At 48.0% G+C, this 16,897-nt stretch carries 17 protein-coding genes and 3 pseudogenes; 15 read left to right on the top strand and 5 right to left on the bottom strand.

All coding sequences use genetic code 11. The features are described from left to right. Positions 1-254, top strand: a pseudogene (locus ACEW8P_RS06575) (penicillin-binding protein 1C); the annotation flags it as partial. 21 nt (positions 255-275) lie between these two features. Here ACEW8P_RS06575 and ACEW8P_RS06580 read toward each other — a convergent pair. The 3 genes from ACEW8P_RS06580 to rpmH form a co-directional block, all read right to left on the bottom strand. Continuing rightward, positions 276-1,931: a S41 family peptidase gene (locus ACEW8P_RS06580; protein WP_373512302.1), complete on the bottom strand. Its 1,656-nt coding sequence runs from the start codon at positions 1,929-1,931 to the stop codon at positions 276-278. Between the two features lie 80 nt (positions 1,932-2,011). After that, on the bottom strand, positions 2,012-2,455 hold the full coding sequence (locus ACEW8P_RS06585) for a ribonuclease P protein component (protein ID WP_373512303.1): 444 nt from the start codon (positions 2,453-2,455) through the stop codon (positions 2,012-2,014). A 75-nt stretch (positions 2,456-2,530) separates the two neighbouring features. Next, on the bottom strand, positions 2,531-2,689 hold the full coding sequence (rpmH, locus tag ACEW8P_RS06590) for a 50S ribosomal protein L34 (RefSeq protein ID WP_373512304.1): 159 nt from the start codon (positions 2,687-2,689) through the stop codon (positions 2,531-2,533). A gap of 224 nt (positions 2,690-2,913) precedes the next feature. On the opposite strand from rpmH, the gene ACEW8P_RS06595 reads away from it, so the two are divergent. The 6 genes from ACEW8P_RS06595 to ACEW8P_RS06620 all read left to right on the top strand — a co-directional run bounded on the left by ACEW8P_RS06595 (position 2,914) and on the right by ACEW8P_RS06620 (position 9,642). Continuing rightward, positions 2,914-3,765 (top strand): neutral zinc metallopeptidase, encoded by an 852-nt coding sequence (locus tag ACEW8P_RS06595; RefSeq protein ID WP_373512305.1) that lies wholly within the window; start codon positions 2,914-2,916, stop codon positions 3,763-3,765. Next, on the top strand, positions 3,752-6,667 hold the full coding sequence (locus ACEW8P_RS06600) for a DEAD/DEAH box helicase (RefSeq protein ID WP_373512306.1): 2,916 nt from the start codon (positions 3,752-3,754) through the stop codon (positions 6,665-6,667). Before ACEW8P_RS06595 ends, ACEW8P_RS06600 begins: the two co-directional genes overlap by 14 nt. A gap of 411 nt (positions 6,668-7,078) precedes the next feature. Continuing rightward, the gene (locus ACEW8P_RS06605) at positions 7,079-7,942 is read left to right on the top strand and encodes a GNAT family N-acetyltransferase (RefSeq protein WP_373512307.1); all 864 of its coding nucleotides are present in this window, start codon (positions 7,079-7,081) and stop codon (positions 7,940-7,942) included. A 771-nt stretch (positions 7,943-8,713) separates the two neighbouring features. After that, positions 8,714-9,154, top strand: a complete 441-nt coding sequence (locus tag ACEW8P_RS06610; protein WP_373512308.1) for a lipocalin family protein — start codon at positions 8,714-8,716, stop codon at positions 9,152-9,154. Between the two features lie 74 nt (positions 9,155-9,228). Next, positions 9,229-9,375, top strand: a complete 147-nt coding sequence (locus ACEW8P_RS06615) for a hypothetical protein (RefSeq protein ID WP_373512309.1) — start codon at positions 9,229-9,231, stop codon at positions 9,373-9,375. A 36-nt stretch (positions 9,376-9,411) separates the two neighbouring features. After that, positions 9,412-9,642, top strand: a complete 231-nt coding sequence (locus tag ACEW8P_RS06620; protein ID WP_373512310.1) for a nuclear transport factor 2 family protein — start codon at positions 9,412-9,414, stop codon at positions 9,640-9,642. A gap of 29 nt (positions 9,643-9,671) precedes the next feature. On the opposite strand, the gene ACEW8P_RS06625 is transcribed toward ACEW8P_RS06620, so the two are convergent. Then, positions 9,672-10,559, bottom strand: a complete 888-nt coding sequence (locus tag ACEW8P_RS06625; RefSeq protein ID WP_373512311.1) for a dienelactone hydrolase family protein — start codon at positions 10,557-10,559, stop codon at positions 9,672-9,674. A 219-nt stretch (positions 10,560-10,778) separates the two neighbouring features. Between ACEW8P_RS06625 and ACEW8P_RS06630 the strand changes: the two are divergent. After that, positions 10,779-10,823 (top strand): annotated as a pseudogene (locus tag ACEW8P_RS06630) (hypothetical protein); the annotation flags it as partial. 14 nt (positions 10,824-10,837) lie between these two features. Here ACEW8P_RS06630 and ACEW8P_RS06635 read toward each other — a convergent pair. Further along, a pseudogene (locus ACEW8P_RS06635) lies at positions 10,838-11,609 on the bottom strand (aldo/keto reductase); the annotation flags it as partial. A 342-nt stretch (positions 11,610-11,951) separates the two neighbouring features. On the opposite strand from ACEW8P_RS06635, the gene ACEW8P_RS06640 reads away from it, so the two are divergent. From ACEW8P_RS06640 to ACEW8P_RS06670, 7 genes are all read left to right on the top strand, one after another. Next, positions 11,952-12,818, top strand: coding sequence for a helix-turn-helix domain-containing protein (locus ACEW8P_RS06640; RefSeq protein ID WP_373512312.1), 867 nt, complete (start codon positions 11,952-11,954; stop codon positions 12,816-12,818). 77 nt (positions 12,819-12,895) lie between these two features. Then, the gene (locus tag ACEW8P_RS06645) at positions 12,896-13,456 is read left to right on the top strand and encodes a sugar O-acetyltransferase (protein WP_373512313.1); all 561 of its coding nucleotides are present in this window, start codon (positions 12,896-12,898) and stop codon (positions 13,454-13,456) included. An 11-nt stretch (positions 13,457-13,467) separates the two neighbouring features. Continuing rightward, entirely contained in the window at positions 13,468-13,962 is a 495-nt protein-coding gene (locus tag ACEW8P_RS06650; RefSeq protein WP_373512314.1) for a cupin domain-containing protein, read from the top strand. Between the two features lie 5 nt (positions 13,963-13,967). Then, positions 13,968-14,375: a cupin domain-containing protein gene (locus tag ACEW8P_RS06655; RefSeq protein WP_373512315.1), complete on the top strand. Its 408-nt coding sequence runs from the start codon at positions 13,968-13,970 to the stop codon at positions 14,373-14,375. Positions 14,376-14,411: 36 nt separating this feature from the next. Further along, on the top strand, positions 14,412-15,311 hold the full coding sequence (locus ACEW8P_RS06660; RefSeq protein WP_373512316.1) for an alpha/beta hydrolase fold domain-containing protein: 900 nt from the start codon (positions 14,412-14,414) through the stop codon (positions 15,309-15,311). A 166-nt stretch (positions 15,312-15,477) separates the two neighbouring features. Then, positions 15,478-16,218, top strand: a complete 741-nt coding sequence (locus ACEW8P_RS06665; protein WP_373512317.1) for an SDR family oxidoreductase — start codon at positions 15,478-15,480, stop codon at positions 16,216-16,218. A gap of 23 nt (positions 16,219-16,241) precedes the next feature. Then, positions 16,242-16,706 (top strand): cyclophilin-like fold protein, encoded by a 465-nt coding sequence (locus ACEW8P_RS06670; protein ID WP_373512318.1) that lies wholly within the window; start codon positions 16,242-16,244, stop codon positions 16,704-16,706. Positions 16,707-16,897: the final 191 nt, after the last annotated feature.

Here is a 16,897-nt window from a genome sequence, read left to right on the forward strand (position 1 = left end):
CGCCACTTATCGTGAGTCCGAATCAGGGCAGCGAATACTACCTCCGCACCGATGAGCCACAGCAACTACTGCTGAGCTGCCAGGCGGCGAATAATGTGGAGGAAATTTTTTGGTACGTCAATGATAAACTCTACCAAAAAAGCGGCCCGACGGAAGCGGTATTTATGAGTCCACCGCCGGGCCGCGTCAAGATTTCGTGCAGCGACGACAAGGGGCGCAACACGGATATTTGGATTGAGGTGAAGCGGTTGTAGACGCGTTAGCTTCGCCAAAAACTACTTCGTTGGTTTTAGCAAGCTCTTGTAGCGGTCCATGTCTTTGTAAAGCGCCAGGGCTGCTTTCATTTCGGCGTCGTTGCTGAACGATGCCTCCTTCATGCCTTTTTCTAGATAGTAGTGCTTTACGATTTCTTCCTGCAAGAGGGCCATAAGTTCGTCCTTGTGGATTTGCAGATCGTTCTCCTTATTGTGCGTGAGTTTGCTTTTCAGAGCCTTCAACTGTTCCTCAATCGTTTTATAGGACTTTTCCTTTTTGGCCGCTTCCTCCAACTCCGTCAAATCCTTGTCCACCTGCGTAGTGTAGGTGTACTCTTTATCGGCCAACCATTTTGTGAAGTTCTGATAATCGGCGTCGGTCACGCGGAACTCACGGGCGGGCTTGATGGTCGGATGCTCGGAGTGGTACTTTACAGCGTAGTTAAACAGCAATCGCTTGCGGGCCAAGGTACTGGCCAGGGGCGAGTGGGTTTCTTTTTCGGTCAGGATATCGGGCAACACACCGCCACCGTCGTAAACTACCCGGCCGTTGCGCGTCGTGAAGGCCGTTTGAAGTGAGTCGGGTACTTTGCCCACGCTACCGTCTTCATTGCGGTGGCTGTAGTCTATCGCCTGAATGCAGCGACCGCTCGGAATGTAGTACTTGGCGGTCGTGATCTTCATCTTGGTGTTGTACGATAGATCGCGGGTAGTTTGTACCAAGCCTTTGCCATAAGTGCGCTGCCCGATCAGTACACCGCGATCGTAATCCTGAATCACGCCCGACACAATTTCGGCCGCCGAGGCTGAGCGGTTATTGGCCAACACTACCAGCGGAATTTCGGTATCCAGCGCGGGATTATAAGCCGAGTACGTCTTGTTCCACTCGGTCACCTTTCCTTTGGTCGAAACAATCTCTTCGCCCTTCGGAATAAATACGTTGGCAATTTCGATGGACATATTCAGGAGTCCACCCGGATTCTCGCGCACGTCGAGAATCAGCTTTTTCATGCCCTTACCCTTCAATTCCTGGAAAGCATTACGCACTTCCCGCGAGGCGGTGGCGGTAAAATCCTTCAAGTCAATGTAGCCCACCTCCTCGTCGATCATACCGTAGTAAGGCACGTTGGTCACCTTCACCACATCACGACTCACAGGAATTTCCATCGGCTTCTGCACACCGTAGCGCTTGATGGTCAGCTTCGTGGTCGAGTTGGTCTGTCCGCGCAGCAGCTTGCCCGGATCGGAGTCAGCCAGCGTCGAAAGGTCGATGCCGTCGATTTTTAGGATTTCATCACCTAATTGCAAACCCGCCTTCTGAGCGGGCGTGTCCTCGTAAATCATCATGATGGTGTACTTCTCTTCCGCCGAACTGACCACCGCGCCTATGCCATTGTACTTTCCGGTGGTCATCGTCATGTAGTCCTCGATGTCGTCCTCGGCGTAGAAGTTGGTGTAGGGGTCGAGAGTTTTCAGCATCTGGTCGATGCTGGTCTTGATGAGGGTGTTGGGGTTCACCTCGTCCACGTAATAGGCGTTCAATTCTTTGAACAGCGTGGCGTAGATGTCGAGGTTGCGGGCGATCTCGAACAAGCGATCGTCCTGTTTGAAGGAAACGAACAGGAGGCCAACTGCCACGGGAACGGCGAGCCAAAGGGAGCGGAAGTGTTTTTTCATAAGTTGGCGGTCGGGCTTCGGCTACGCTCAGCCTGACAAGGCTATCGGCTTTCAGCTTTCTTTAAGTTTTTACAAAAATTTCAGGGAGAAGTCGAATCGGCCATTTTTTGCAAGACCTTTATCATCGACTTTTCAATAACGTCGTAGCGGCTGATTTCTTTTGCAAGATACAGAAAAGCCACAGATGCAGCCGGAGTGGTCTGGGAATTTTGGCTCAGAATGTGCTTTTGCAGACGGTACGCTTCGCGGCAGCGGCGGCGGATGAGGTTACGATCCACGGCTCGCTTAAAGTTACGCTTAGATACCGAAAAAAGCACCTGAGGCATGAGAGGGGCGGAGATTAACTCGTCATTTTCCGTCTCTTCTTCGGTCAAAAGTCGGACGTCAAGCGTCGCATTCTCGACATACAGTACCCGAAATGGAAAGAGATAGAAAGTTTGGACTTCGGGGTTACCACGCTTAAAAAGCCGATCGATAATCGACCGGCTTCGTAATTTTTCGTCTTTTTTGAAAGTCTTTTTCAAGCTCTTGTCCTAAAAATAGCTGGTGAAGAAAATCATCAAGCCATCTTAATCTGACGCCAGCCCAACAGCCTTTCTTTATTGCTTATGACGCTTCTCGTCAGAGACGCTCAGCTTGTGACGGCCCTTAGCGCGGCGACGCTTAATCACATTCCGACCGCTGGCGGTGGACATGCGCTCCATAAATCCGTGCTTATTGCGGCGTTTGCGCTTGGAGGGTTGGTAAGTACGTTTCATCTCAGTATCAAATTTATAGCTCTAAAAACAATCGGTTTTTCTGATTTGGGCTGGCAAAGGTAAGGAAATTTTAAAAAGGATGCCACAATCTGTCAAAACGTTTTGGGGTAATAACCCTATCGGAAACGAGATGAGTAAAAAATGATTATTTTTGAAATTATAAAAAGACAGCTTTGGCAAAGTATTTATACGAAAAGCCACTCAACCTCTAAATATAAAATAGTATGCGCTGGCAAGACTTACGAAGAAGTAGCAATGTGGACGACCGTCGTGGTATGTCCGGCGGCGGCAAAGTGGCCATTGGTGGCCTGGGAGTAATCATCGTAGTCGTTTTTGGCCTTTTGTCGGGTCAAGATCCGGCCGAAATTCTTTCCAACATACAGGGTAGCCAAAGCCAGCAGCAGCAGGTCGGCACCCGGCCACCTGGGGCACGCGCCGACGACCAAATGGCGGATTTCGTGAAAGCCGTATTGGGCAGCACCGAGGATGTTTGGACCAAAATCTACGCTGAAAACGGCGCCCGCTACCAGCTGCCGACTTTGCAAATATTCGACAACGTCACGCGGGGTGCCTGCGGCGGGGCTTCGGCGGCGATGGGGCCTTTTTACTGTCCGCTGGATCAAACGGTCTATATCGACTTGGCCTTCTGCGACTTGCTGCGGGAACGCTTCAAGGCTCCCGGCGAATTTGCCGTGGCCTACGTCGTCGCGCACGAGGTGGGCCACCATGTGCAGAATCTCATGGGCATCACCGACCAGGTTCAGAAGCAGCGGGGGCGCTTGTCTGAAACCGATTACAACAAACTGTCCGTAAAGCTGGAACTACAGGCCGATTTTCTGGCGGGCGTTTGGGCCAATCGTGCCCAGGAAATGCAAAATATCCTGGAACCCGGCGATTTGGAAGCGGCCCTGACCGCCGCCAACGCCATTGGCGACGACAAGTTGCAGAAGCAGTCGCAGGGCTACGTAGTACCGGATGCCTTCACGCACGGCTCTTCGCAGCAACGCATGTTCTGGTTCAAAAAAGGCTACCAAACGGGTGATCTGAGTCAAGGAGAAATTAATGACATCCGGTAAACTTGGTTCCATCAAATCAGAAGAAAACGCCGCGCTACTGCGGTACTTAGTCGCCAATAAACCGCCTGAAAAAGACGATGATGACGCTCCGCAAAAGCGTATCGTCGTCATCGGCAAACATAAGTACTACGACCTTTTCAACACCCAATTAATTGACTACTCGCCCGGCCCCGATGGCGAATTGCGCGGACCGTTCGTACCCGTCAATCCGCTGGACTTACTGTGGAATACGCCCCACCCGGACGGCCTGAAATTCTACGCAGCGTTGGCTAAGTTTCAGGGCGTGTACGAAAAGTCGCTCGCCGACGCTGAGGCCTTCAAGTCATTAATCAATAATCCTTTCGGTCATGGATTCTATTACCATGATAGTCAGGTTTCAGAAAAAATCTCGGTTCGTTCGCTCTCGCCCGTGACGGTGAGTCAGCCCGCGATCGAGTTAAAAGTACAAATCAGTTTAGGCGAAAAACATTACCACATTCAAAGCGACCTGACGCTCGACGGGGCTTTTTGCCCACTCTCGCGGGTGGCGTTGCGATTCGGGTACTTCATCGTCCTGGATGCCGCCTGGTACTTATGCGATCAGCCGCCAGTACTCGAGGCGGCGGCTTACTTCAAAAAACAGAGCCAACCGCTGCTTCTTTCAGCCGATGATTTTCTGGAATTCCAACTGAACGTACTTCCCGACCTGGAAGCCCACGTGATGGTGGATCATAACTACCTAAAGCCTGGTACCAAAGCACAGCGCAAAAGTGGGGGCTTCGACGAAGCCCCCGAGAAACAAATCTACCTTTCGGATCACGGCGAGTACGTCTTGATCAACCCGGTGATGCGCTACGGCGAGGTGGAGATTCCGGTACTGACGAAGCGGCAGATTTTCGGGCAGGACAGACGCGGGAAGTATTTCGGCATTCCGCGTGACGCGCGGGCGGAGGACGATTTGATCGTGCTGCTCATCGGTCAGCACCCCGATTTCCTGGAACAGATGGACAATCCACTGCCGCACTTTTACCTGCACCGTCGCCGCTTTCTGGACGCCGATTGGTTTCTCGATGCCTTTGAAGTCTGGCGCTCGCAGGGAATCACGGTATTAGGTTTTAGTGAATTGAAAGGCAACACCCAGAATCCCCACAAAGCCAATATAAACATCCACGTCGCCAGCGGCTTGAACTGGTTCAATGCTTTGGTAAAGGTGCGATTTGGCCGAAAAAAAGCATCGCTCAAACAACTACACAAATCGGTCAAGAACCAAAGTAAGTTTGTGCTGCTGGACGACGGCACGACGGGTATCATTCCCAAAGAATGGCTGCACAAACTGGCCGACTATTTCAACGCGGGCCAAATCGCCGACGACGACGAGACGATCCAGATTTCCAAGATCAAATACCGGACGATTTCTGAACTTTTCGACGCCGCGATGCTGGACGAAAAGGCTCAGGATGAGATCAACCAGTACAATCTAAAACTAGGCGATTTCGACGCAATCGTTCCTGCCACCATTCCTGCCGGATTGCAGGCGACGCTGCGCCCCTACCAGCAGCAGGGACTGAGCTGGCTCAATTTCCTGGACGACTTCGGCTTTGGCGGTTGCCTGGCCGACGACATGGGCCTGGGCAAAACGTTACAAATCATTGCTTTCATTCTGCTGTTACGAAAAAAGTCAGCCAGGAACGTAAATTTGCTGGTTGTACCTACTTCGCTGATTCATAATTGGCAGGAGGAAATCGACAAGTTTGCGCCTTCGATTAAAGTACATATTCTGCACGGCCCCGGTCGCGCCAAAAGTACGGCTCGATTTGACGAGTACGAACTCATCATTACTACTTACGGTACACTGATTTCGGACATTGTTTTTTTGAAAAAGTACGCCTTCGACTATATTTTTCTCGATGAATCACAGAACATCAAGAACGTATCGTCGCAACGATACAAAGCCGCCCGGCTGTTGCAGGCCCGCAACCGCATCGCCATTTCCGGGACGCCCATCGAAAACAACACCTTCGACCTTTACGCACAGTTGTCGTTCGCCTGTCCGGGTTTGCTGGGTAGTCGGCGGTATTTCAAAAACACCCACGCCATTCCCATTGACCGCTTCAAGGAAAAGCGCGCCGCGGAGCGATTGCAGTCGATCGTGAGCCCGTTTGTGTTACGGCGCACAAAGCAGGAAGTCGCCCACGAATTACCTGATAAAACGGAGGTCATTCTCTACTGCGAAATGGGAGCGGAGCAACGCAAGGTTTATGATGCCTACGAGCGGGAATTCCGCGACTACATTTCCGTCGAGAAGGAAGAAGAAATCCAGAGAAATGGGATGCATGTGCTGCGCGGCATTACCAAGCTGCGCCAGATCTGCAACTCACCGCTGCTTATCCAGGATGAAAAACTTTACGGCGATACCTCCGCCAAAATCGAGCAGTTGACGGAGCAGCTGCGCGGTATCACGCGCCACCACAAAGTGCTGGTTTTTTCGCAGTTCGTCGCTATGCTGGATCTCATCAAAAAAGAACTGACGCGCGAAAAAATCAAGTACGCTTACCTTACGGGGCGAACTCGCAACCGTCCCGAGGTCATCCACCAGTTCCAGGAAGACGACGAGACGCGCGTGTTTCTCATAAGTCTTAAAGCGGGCGGCACGGGCCTCAACCTCACCGCCGCCGACTACGTCTTCCTCGTGGACCCGTGGTGGAACCCGGCGGTCGAAAATCAGGCCATCGACCGCAGCTACCGCATTGGTCAGCAAAAAAACGTCATCGCTGTGCGGCTGATTTGTCCCGATACGGTGGAAGAGAAAATCATGGTTATGCAGCAAAATAAGGCAAAGTTGGCGGGGGACTTGATCGCAAGCGGAGATGGCTTTTTTAAGTCGTTGGGTAAGGAGGGGTTGTTGGGGTTGGTGGGGGGGTGAAAGCTAACTTGGCTGTTTTATCCCATCATCATACATACTGTTTTGTTAGTCATCTACCAAAACTACCTCCCCACCAATGAGTCGCTGCTTTGGATAATCATTATAGGCTCTGTTATATTATTCGGTGCTATACATCTGAATAATTACAAATTATCTGACCTACAACAACTTACTCCGTTAGGTGTACTACTTCTCTTTCTCTCGCAGCTCTTCGCCGGAGTAGCCTTGACCGTTGTTCGGCTGACTGTTTCATTTCGCCACGCCATCTTGTTACATGTATCTTACAATGCCATAGTGGTCGGATGGGCGCTGATTTTCGGGGAGGGGTAAACAGCCTATATTCGATCACGCCCGTCTCAATTTGAAATGGTGCTGACAGAGGAAGGTCGTCACGCTAAAAACATAACGATAATGAGTACAAGTAACACCATCATTCGAGAGTTGCAAGAAGCTGATATTCCGGGAGCTATGCGACTAAAAAGTGCCGAAAACTGGAATCAAACCGAGGACGATTGGCGTATGCTGCTGGCACTCGATCCGAATTTGTGTCTTGTGGCTTCCTGCGACGACGAGGTAGTAGGTACGGTTACGGCAACTAACTACAATAATGAGATTGCGTGGATCGGGATGATGCTGGTCGATCAGGACTTTCGTGGATTGGGTTTGGGCAAGCGCTTGCTGAATAGCGTTATCGAAAAATTATCAGATTGCCAGGCGATAAAACTGGATGCTACGGACAAGGGGTTGCCTCTGTACAAAAAGTTAGGCTTTCGAGAAGAGCTATTTATAGATCGAATGGTGACACCTCGACTAGGTGGAATTTCACCAGTCGAGGGCGATCATTCGGCAATGCCTGTGACGGAAGAAGACCTGAGTAAGTTAACAAAAATGGAGCACGAAGCTTTTGGAGCCGATCGGTCCCGGCTATTTGCCAAATTCCTGGAAAAGAACGGGGACAAAGCCTGGTATAGTGAAAGGGAAACCAAGTTGTCAGGCTTCGTGTTTGGGAGATCTGGCAGCAACTATACGCAGTTGGGTCCCCTATCAGCCGAAAGTACCAAAGATGCCCAAACACTGATTCTGGCGGTATTGAGAAACTACGTTGGTAAGCCTGCCTTACTCGATATTTTACAAGATAAAAAAGACTTGAAAGAACTCTTGGTATCGCTTGGGTTTTCGATGCAAAGATCATTTACCAGAATGTATTTGAAAGACCGGGCTGCACCAGCGTCCCCACAGAAACAATTCTTGATTGCTGGCCCGGAATTGGGTTAACAGACCTCAATCTGTAATTTTATATACTTTAATATGAAACCATTCGGTTACTTATATTTTAATATAACTTATCGGTTACTTGTCTTAGACAAGACTATGGCGTAAAAAATAAACACCCCTTTTCTATCATTACAATAAAATACCCTAATCTTCCTTTATTAAGGTATGCACTTTCAGGAATGTCTTCCTTCTTCCGTTCTTCGGCCCTCCATTAACTGCTTTTGGTTTTTTACCGAACGACAAACGGCGTTGGCACAACCCCAACGCGCCATTGCCGAGGGCTATTATTCATATGGGTGAGCGGGTGCAGCGCATTGCCGAAGAACGGGAAACGATACTCAATGATTTTCGGTGGCTTATTGATTGAGCACCCGATCGGGCGACATTCCTCTATATTCCTACCGACCCGGTGAAGGCAATTCGATAAGCTTGGGGATTATCGCTATTTTTCGGCTCAGGGTTATCTCAATAATCAGAAAGGTTTTATGTAAGTAGAATTGCTTCAAAGGCCTGCTTTAGGCCACGCAGGCCATTCCAAGTGGCCTATTATTTTGAGTGGGTGGTGTACCCTGTAAGCTATACGCACTTGACGTGAAGAACGCTACGGCGAACTTAGTTTTAAAGAATTCCGATACTTTTTTTAACTTCGGACAATGATACCTGATTATCAAGTTCATAATTTAGTTAACTTCTTCACTCTCAATATAAATTCTCAAAACGATGCAAATTTTTCGATCCACACGCCCATTCACCCAGACTTCATGCCTAGTGATGGTTTTCGTCCTGGCAAGTCTTACCGCCTGTAAAAAGGATTCTGATCCAACTCCCAGCGGAGTGGAGGGAAATTGGCAGATTACTGCTATCAATATCGTCCCGGCTTTCAGTGGTATCAGTGACTACCTTGCCATCTATACCCTAGCAGGTGATACATGCCCATCAAAGATTGCATACAATTTCAAGTCAAACAATTCGCTTGAAATCACCGCCCCGGCCACTTGTACTGCCACAAAAAACGAATTAAATGATCTCATTGGAGTCGATAACACTACTACCTGGAAAGTGGAAAACAATAAATTGATCCTGACAACCAGTACCTTTGCACAGACGGTTGATCTGACGGTAAATGCTACTATTATGAATCTGGGGGTCAGCGACCTGCTTCTTTCAGACAATTTGAAACATACCATTACCTTTGCTTTTAAGCGGATTTAGGAGCTTTTTTTGCCCGTGCAAGAGCGCACCATAAGGCTACGCTGAAACACGGGTAGAAACATTCAACCCGAGAAATGGAAAATCGACAAGCGTCTTCCGCTGCTTCTCAACTCAGCGCCACAGAAAAAGAGGTTCTGTCCGCCTTGTCCCGTTGGAAAATGGCGATGATTTATCCCAATCCCGCCGAAGTCGATGCTATTCTTACTACCGACTGGACTTAAGCCGAGGGCAAAGACGGAACACTGGGTACCAAGCCTGTGTTTGACCTCACCGCTGACCTACCCACTACGGGCCTAGGCGGACTGGATCTAGAAGACCTGCAAATCCGTGAGATTACGGAAGATGTCGTTATCGTTAGCGGTAAGGAAACCATGCGAAGCAACGACAATGGCAAAACGAATGTTTCGCGATTGCGCTTCACGGATGTGTTTAAGAAAATTGGCGGACAGTGGCGAGCCGTTTCCACCCACAGTTCCCCGAGGGAATAGATTTGCTTTCCTGCCTTGAAGAGGACGCCTTACGCCAACTCCTCCTTGAAAAACCCAATCGTCCGCTGCCACGCCAGCTCGGCGGCGGCTTTGTCGTAGCGGGGCGTGGTATCATTGTGGAAGCCGTGGTTGGCTCCTTCGTACATGCGAGCCGTGTACTGTTTGTCATGCTTTTTCAAAGCCTCCTCGTAGGCGGGCCATCCCGCGTTCACGCGCGTGTCCAACTCAGCATAGTGCAGCAGCAGAGGGGCTTGAATTTTGGGAACGTCCTCGGCGGCGGGTTGTCCGCCGTAGAAGGGTACCGAAGCGGCCAGTTCCGGTAGTCGCACGGCCATGAGGTTGGAAATACCACCGCCGAAGCAGAAGCCTACTACCCCAACTTTGCCGTTGCAGTCTTTGCTGTTTTTCAGGTAGTCGTATGCGGCGATGAAATCTTCCAGCATTTCGTCCTTATCGCGCTTGCTCTGCATGGTGCGGCCCTCGTCGTCGTTCCCAGGGTAGCCGCCCAACGGAGTCAGGGCATCGGGCGCAATAGAGACAAATCCGGCCAGCGCGACGCGTCGGCCTACGTCTTCGATATATGGGTTCAAGCCCCGGTTTTCGTGGACGACTACCACACCACCGGATGTCCTGCCCATGCCTGCGGGCTTTGACAGCAACGCCTTTATTTTGCCGCCACCTTTGGGCGACTGGTAGGTGATGTATTCCGATTCGATACGAGCGTCGTCGGGTTTCACCTGAATATTCCCCTGGTAGTCGGGCATGAGGAAACTCATCAGCGAGGCAACCGTGATGCCGCCCACGGCGTAAGCCGAAAGTCTCTGGGCAAATTCCCGCCGATCGAGGCGGTCGTGGGCGTAGTCGTCGTACAGGTCGAATACTTCCTGCTTGAGGTCTTCTTTTTTGATCTGGCTCATGGTATCGTGGGTCTAAGCGTTGTCGATAGTGTTATGCAATATTACCGAAATTCTACGGCACTCACTTGTGCAATTCTACGCGTCAGGCTATATTCTAGACCGATCGGTACTTTTATTCGATTCCTGGTCTTGATGGCGAACCACAGACGCTCGTGGGGCAATGGCTTGGCAGGACGGGCGAAGGTAAAATCGGTCAAACCACGCGTGTGGTGGCACTGGATGAACGGCAACATTACAAAAGATGGCATCCAAAGATATCTGGAATGGATGAAGCGGTCGGGAATCGGCGCAATCCAGGGCTTTTGCGCCAACATCCAGGCCAGGGCTATCTGGGCGGTAGATGATCCACTTTCTTCGGCCATCCTGCCCAGCAAGTCCACCAGGGCCTGGTTGGCTTTCTGGTTTTCTTCGGAGAAGCGGGGGACGGTAGTGCGGAAGTCGGTCTTGTCGAAGGATGTATTCTCATCGATTTTTCCGGTCAAAAAGCCTTTCCCCAATGGGCTGAAGGGCACGAAGCCGATGCCCAGTTCTTCCAGGGTGGGCGATATTTCTTCCTCGGGTTCCCGCCACCAGAGAGAATACTCGCTTTGCAGGGCCGTTACCTGCTGAACCGCATGGACCCGTCGGATGGTCTCGACGCCGGCTTCTGACAAACCAAAGTGCTTTACCTTACCTTCCTGAATCAACTCTTTCACGGCTCCTGCTACCTCTTCGATGGGTACATTCGGGTCAACCCGATGTTGGTAAAACAGGTCGATGACGTCAGTTTTCACACGTAAAAGAGAAGCTTCTGCCACGGCTTTAATATTTGCCGGACGGCTGTCTACGCCATTGGCCTTCCCGTCTTCGAGTTTGAAACCAAATTTAGTGGCGAGCACGACCTGGTCACGGAATGGTGCCACCGCTTCGCCAAGCAGTTCTTCGTTCGGTGAACGGCCCGTAAACTTCGGCGGTATCAAAAAAAGTAACACCGAGTTCAAATGCCGTCCGAATGAGCTTGATGGCCTCTCCCTTCTCCGTGGCAGGCCCGTAGCCGAAGCTTAATCCCATACAACCCAAACCCAGAGCAGACACCTCTAGTCCGCTGGTACCTAATGTTCGCTATTGCATATCTGTCAATTTGTTCTGGGTTTAATTCACACAAAGGTCGCCCCTCTGATTTGTCCGCATGGTATATGGATTACGGATTGTTCTACCAATATTACTGGTTTAAAGGAGTTCGTTGCACCGGGACAGGTGGTCAGCGTCACCAACGGCGGCGAGACCTACCAGAACCGTTAAACGTCCGTTTGCGGACTGTTTTTGTTGAAAATTTCATAACACAGTCACGGATTAGCCATTTATTTTCCTAAACAAATAGCGCAGTTTGTTTGAATTTCTTAACTTTGTCTTATGTCAAGAATCCTGTCAACATACAATAACGAATTGAAGCTAAAAGGCTTCAACGTCTTTCAGATTGAAAAAGATCGCAATGCCACTAAGGTATATAGCCGGAAGGATTTTTACAAAATCTGTTTGACTACTGGCAAAAGCCGTATTCACTACGCCGACCGGAGTTTTGACGCCGAAGGTACCATCTTGTTTTTCGGAAATCCAAACATTCCGTATTCCTGGGAAACGCTATCTACCCAATATGTCGGGTACACGATTTTGTTTTCCGAAGATTTTCTTGTTCCAGGAAAACGTTCGGAAACCTTGCAAAAATCCCCCTTATTCAAACTAGGGGGCACACCGATTCTGGAAATTTCTGAAAATCAACGACTGTTTCTAAATAGTGTTTTTCAGAAGATGATCGAGGAGCAACAGTCTGACTATGAATTTAAAGACGATCTGATTCGCAACTACATCGATTTGATTCTGCACGAAGCCTTAAAACTGAAACCTTCTCAGAATTTCAATCAAGCCAAAAGTGCAGCCGAACGACTAACCACAGTTTTTTTGGAACTGCTGGAAAGACAATTCCCCGTGGAAAGTCCTGACCGTCCGCTTCCCCTGAAGACAGCCAAAGACTACGCAGAAAATCTTTCGGTGCACGTCAACTACCTAAACCGGGCCGTCAAAGAAGTCACGGGAAAAACCACCAGCACCCACATTTCTGAGCGCATCGTCAACGAAGCCAAAGCCATTTTGCAACACACCACCTGGAATGTTTCTGAAATTGCTTACGCGTTGGGATTTGAGTATCCCACTTACTTCAATAACTTCTTCAAGAAACAAACGGGTACCAGCCCTTCTTCCGCTCGCTTAGAGAAAGTTTGAATTCATTAATATTTGGTTTGAATTTCTTTAATCAGAAGTACTGATACCTTCCGACCTTTGTATCAAAGCATACAAAGATGGATATACCAGATATTTTCGAGCGGTTAAGGAAAGGAGAAACCATTCCTCCCAACGACCCGCAAGCTTATAAAATGCGGGAGGCTTCATACAATACGAAAAAATTGCTCGTGCGAATGAACAACGCAGCAGACCCTAAGGAGATTAGGGGTTTGCTGAGCCAAATTACTGATAGCGAAATCGACGAAAGTGTTGCTGTTTTTACACCATTATACATCAATTACGGCAAGCATACCAAGATAGGTAAAGACGTCTTCATCAATTTCGATTGTGTTTTCCTAGACATGGGAGGAATTACTATCGAAGATGGCGTATTGCTAGCTCCCAAAGTCAGCTTGCTTTCCGAAAGCCACCCCATTTCTCCCGAAAACAGACAGTCGCTGGTATCAAAACCCATCCACATCAAAAAGAAAGCCTGGATTGGGGCTAATGCTACTATTTTACAGGGCGTAACCATTGGCGAGAATTCGGTGGTTGCCGCGGGTTCGGTAGTTTCTGCTGACGTACCCGACAATGTTGTCGTAGGGGGTACCTCCGCAAAAATTATCAAAGAAATTTAAACCAGAGAAAAATGAAAAAAGTGATCGGGCTCGCAGTTACCCTCCTGCTGATGGCAGGGCAGGCCTGCCAAACAACAACTGAAAAACAAGAAAATAGGGGATCGAATCCTTATGAAACAGCAATTTTTCCTAAGGGTGAACTGGGTCCTGGTACAAATTTCACAGGCAACGCCTACAATTTCGGCTTAGTCGCAGATGATTCTATCTATAACACCCTGGTGGGAAATGTTTATTTCGAGAAAAGTGCAAGATCAAATTGGCACTTGCATCCAAGTGGGCAAATACTCATTGTACTCGATGGTGAGGGATATCATCAATTGGAGGGGCAGCCAAGACAAACGATGAAAAAGGGTGACGTCATTAAGGTTCCGGCAAATACAAAGCATTGGCATGGAGCAACCGAAAATAACAGTCTTACGCAAATGTATATCCTGCCAAAAACAGAAAATGGATTCGTTACATGGCTTGAGCCCGTGACGGATGAACAGTATCAATCAAAAAATTAAAGTAAATGGAAATTACCAGATTAGGTTCTCAACCATCGGTTAAAGGCCCGGAAGATTGGTTCACGGGGCCAGTTCGAATAAACTATTTATATCAACCAAACGGACACAGACGTGCTGGTGCGGCCGAAGTAACATTTGAAGCTGGTTCAAGAACCGCATGGCACACACATCCACTTGGGCAAACATTAATTGTATTGTCTGGAATAGGGGTAGTCCAACGTGAGCGTGGTGCAATTGAAGAACTCAGGCCTGGTGATATAGTTTGGTTTGCTCGGGGCGAAAAGCATTGGCATGGAGCATCGGCAACCATGGCAATGACACATTTCGCCACACAAGAGGAATTGGATGGAAAAGTCGTAGACTGGATGGAGAAAGTGAGCGATGAGCAATATCAAATTGCTTTATCAAAATGATATTCATAAACTGATTTATTTTAACATCTAATAAGTATGATCCATCGAATTGTTTACGCTCTCGGTTCTCTTTCATTGATATTATCGACCACTGCCGCATCACAAACCAATCCGGTCATCGATATATTTCCCAAGGGCACTACTTTGCACGGAAACATAGCTTATAACAATGATACATTAACCAAACACTTGCTTGATATTTATCTGTCACCAAACGCGAAAAGTAAAGTGCCACTTGTCATCTTCGTACACGGCGGTGGCTGGTTAGTCAATGATAAATATGCCGACATCGGTTATATGAAAAAAACGGTGGCGGAAATAGTTGGCAGTGGTTTTGCACTCGCTTCTATAGACTACCGGTTTGCAACACAGGCCATTTTTCCAGCCCAGATACAAGACTGCAACAGAGCAGTTTCTTTTTTATATGATAATGCTGAAAAGTATGGGCTTGACAAAGAACGATTCGCTTTAATAGGTTTCTCAGCAGGAGGACATTTGGCTTCTTTGCAGGGCCTATCGGGCAATAACCAAATTGATGACTTCTTTATGCCCAACACATCCCATGATTTTGCCTTTAAGGCCGTTGTGGATTTTTACGGACCTTCGGAATTGACTTCATTAAAAAGTAGCGAAGATCCCAAAGCGCCTGAGGCCATCTTATTGGGAGCGACACCTATAGCGCGACCAGATTTGTCGAAAATTGCAAGCCCCGTGACCTATGTTGATAAAAATGACCCACCTTTTTTGATTATTCATGGAGGAAATGATGAGATAGTTTGGAACAGACAATCAAAACTTTTAAATGGATGGTTGACAACCGCAGGGGTAGAGAATGAATTGATTATTGTCCCCGATGCGCCTCACTTCGGTACTATGTTCGATGTGGAAAATATCCGAACAAAAGTTATATCGTTTCTGAAAAAACATTTGAAGTGATAGGTGAAATATTTTAGTATTATTGTTCCTAATACGGAATAAGGAATTATAGAATATATAAAACCAGCAATAGATGAAGTCCATAATGCTAATTAACTGTCCAATAAATCCATTTCAGGCAATTTATTAAAATTGAAATATTCATAAATAATACTAAAAAAACGAAATGAATATTGAAGGGAAAGTAATTATAATTTCAGGAGCAAGCAGTGGTCTGGGCGAAGCTGCTGCAAGACATCTGGCACAGCTCGGTGCTGCAGTAGTAATTGGTGCCAGAAGAACTGCCAAGATAGAAAAACTGGCTGGCGAGATTCAGGAAATTGGTGGAAAAGCACTTGCCATTGCCACCGACGTAACTCAACGGGATCAGGTAAAGAAGCTAGTCGATGCTGCCGTTGAAAAATTCGGACGTGTGGATGTGCTTCTCAATAATGCGGGTATTATGCCGCTTTCGCCCATGGATCGTCTAAAAGTGGATGAGTGGGATCAAATGGTAGACGTCAATATCAAAGGCGTGCTCAACGGTATCGCAGCCGTCCTTCCGCATATGAAAAAGCAAAAGTCGGGTCATATCATCAACACGGCTTCGGTGGCCGGTCATAAAATATTCGGTGGATCTGCCGTGTATTCGGCCACAAAATTTGCGGTAAGGGCCTTATCCGAGGGCTTGCGCATGGAAGTGAAACCTTACAACATACGTACCACGATTGTGTCTCCGGGAGCCGTAAAAACAGAACTGCTGGATCACATCAGCGAGGCAGATGTTCAACAAGCAAATAAGGATTATGTGGGAGCGGTAGGCCTTAGTCCTGCTTCTTTTGCAACCTTAGTTGCCTTTGTGATCAGTCAGCCCGAAGAGGTAGATATCAATGAGATCATCTTCCGTCCAACCGCTCAGGAGCTTTAAAAAAGACCGGAATGATAAGAAGTATGAACTATTCGTTTTTAATGATTTTGTTCCTGGCCCTCCTTGTCAACAGTGCATCATCTTGCAGCAAAAAAGAGGGTGATATTAGCACGGAAAATGATAACGTTATGGCACCGAATGGTAAAATCAAAATAAAGGTCAACGCACAGACCTTTACCGCTACGCTATTAGACAATAATTCGGCAAAAGCATTCAAGGAAATGTTGCCTTTGACCATTAATATGACTGAGCTGAATGGCAATGAGAAATATTACGACTTGTCAAATAGTCTCTCGACAAACTCGTCTAATCCTGGGTCGATAAAAAATGGAGAGTTAATGCTTTATGGTTCAAAGACTTTGGTTCTGTTTTATAAAATCTTTTCAACCCCTTACAGCTACACTAAATTAGGTATGATAGATGATGTAACAGGCTTGACATCCGCATTAGGTTCGGGAAATAGTACCGTTTCTTTTGAATTAGAATAAAGGGCTTCAAACAGATATGCGGTAGAGTTTACTTTGCACAAAATCAGTCAGACAGTCGCCCAACGAATACCGTACGCTCCACGATAATTGACCCGTCAAATTTTTTCCGTATTTTACACAATTCAAAAAAACACTTCCATGGCAAAATATAATCTGAAAATCAACGGAAAAACGCGCCCGGTCGATGTCGA

Origin of the sequence: Persicitalea sp. (assembly GCF_041751555.1) — a bacterium.
Lineage (GTDB): Bacteria > Bacteroidota > Bacteroidia > Cytophagales > Spirosomataceae > Persicitalea.

Excerpts from the sequence above, each read along its gene's own strand:
- ACEW8P_RS06600 (WP_373512306.1), top strand. The coding sequence starts at position 3,752 with ATGACATCCGGTAAACTTGGTTCCATCAAATCAGAAGAAAACGCCGCG.
- ACEW8P_RS06660 (WP_373512316.1), top strand. The coding sequence starts at position 14,412 with ATGATCCATCGAATTGTTTACGCTCTCGGTTCTCTTTCATTGATATTA.
- rpmH (WP_373512304.1), bottom strand. The coding sequence starts at position 2,689 with ATGAAACGTACTTACCAACCCTCCAAGCGCAAACGCCGCAATAAGCAC.
- ACEW8P_RS06670 (WP_373512318.1), top strand. The coding sequence starts at position 16,242 with ATGAACTATTCGTTTTTAATGATTTTGTTCCTGGCCCTCCTTGTCAAC.
- ACEW8P_RS06605 (WP_373512307.1), top strand. The coding sequence starts at position 7,079 with ATGAGTACAAGTAACACCATCATTCGAGAGTTGCAAGAAGCTGATATT.
- ACEW8P_RS06595 (WP_373512305.1), top strand. The coding sequence starts at position 2,914 with ATGCGCTGGCAAGACTTACGAAGAAGTAGCAATGTGGACGACCGTCGT.
- ACEW8P_RS06610 (WP_373512308.1), top strand. The coding sequence starts at position 8,714 with ATGGTTTTCGTCCTGGCAAGTCTTACCGCCTGTAAAAAGGATTCTGAT.
- ACEW8P_RS06650 (WP_373512314.1), top strand. The coding sequence starts at position 13,468 with ATGAAAAAAGTGATCGGGCTCGCAGTTACCCTCCTGCTGATGGCAGGG.
- ACEW8P_RS06640 (WP_373512312.1), top strand. The coding sequence starts at position 11,952 with ATGTCAAGAATCCTGTCAACATACAATAACGAATTGAAGCTAAAAGGC.
- ACEW8P_RS06580 (WP_373512302.1), bottom strand. The coding sequence starts at position 1,931 with ATGAAAAAACACTTCCGCTCCCTTTGGCTCGCCGTTCCCGTGGCAGTT.
- ACEW8P_RS06645 (WP_373512313.1), top strand. The coding sequence starts at position 12,896 with ATGGATATACCAGATATTTTCGAGCGGTTAAGGAAAGGAGAAACCATT.
- ACEW8P_RS06655 (WP_373512315.1), top strand. The coding sequence starts at position 13,968 with ATGGAAATTACCAGATTAGGTTCTCAACCATCGGTTAAAGGCCCGGAA.
- ACEW8P_RS06625 (WP_373512311.1), bottom strand. The coding sequence starts at position 10,559 with ATGAGCCAGATCAAAAAAGAAGACCTCAAGCAGGAAGTATTCGACCTG.
- ACEW8P_RS06665 (WP_373512317.1), top strand. The coding sequence starts at position 15,478 with ATGAATATTGAAGGGAAAGTAATTATAATTTCAGGAGCAAGCAGTGGT.
- ACEW8P_RS06615 (WP_373512309.1), top strand. The coding sequence starts at position 9,229 with ATGGAAAATCGACAAGCGTCTTCCGCTGCTTCTCAACTCAGCGCCACA.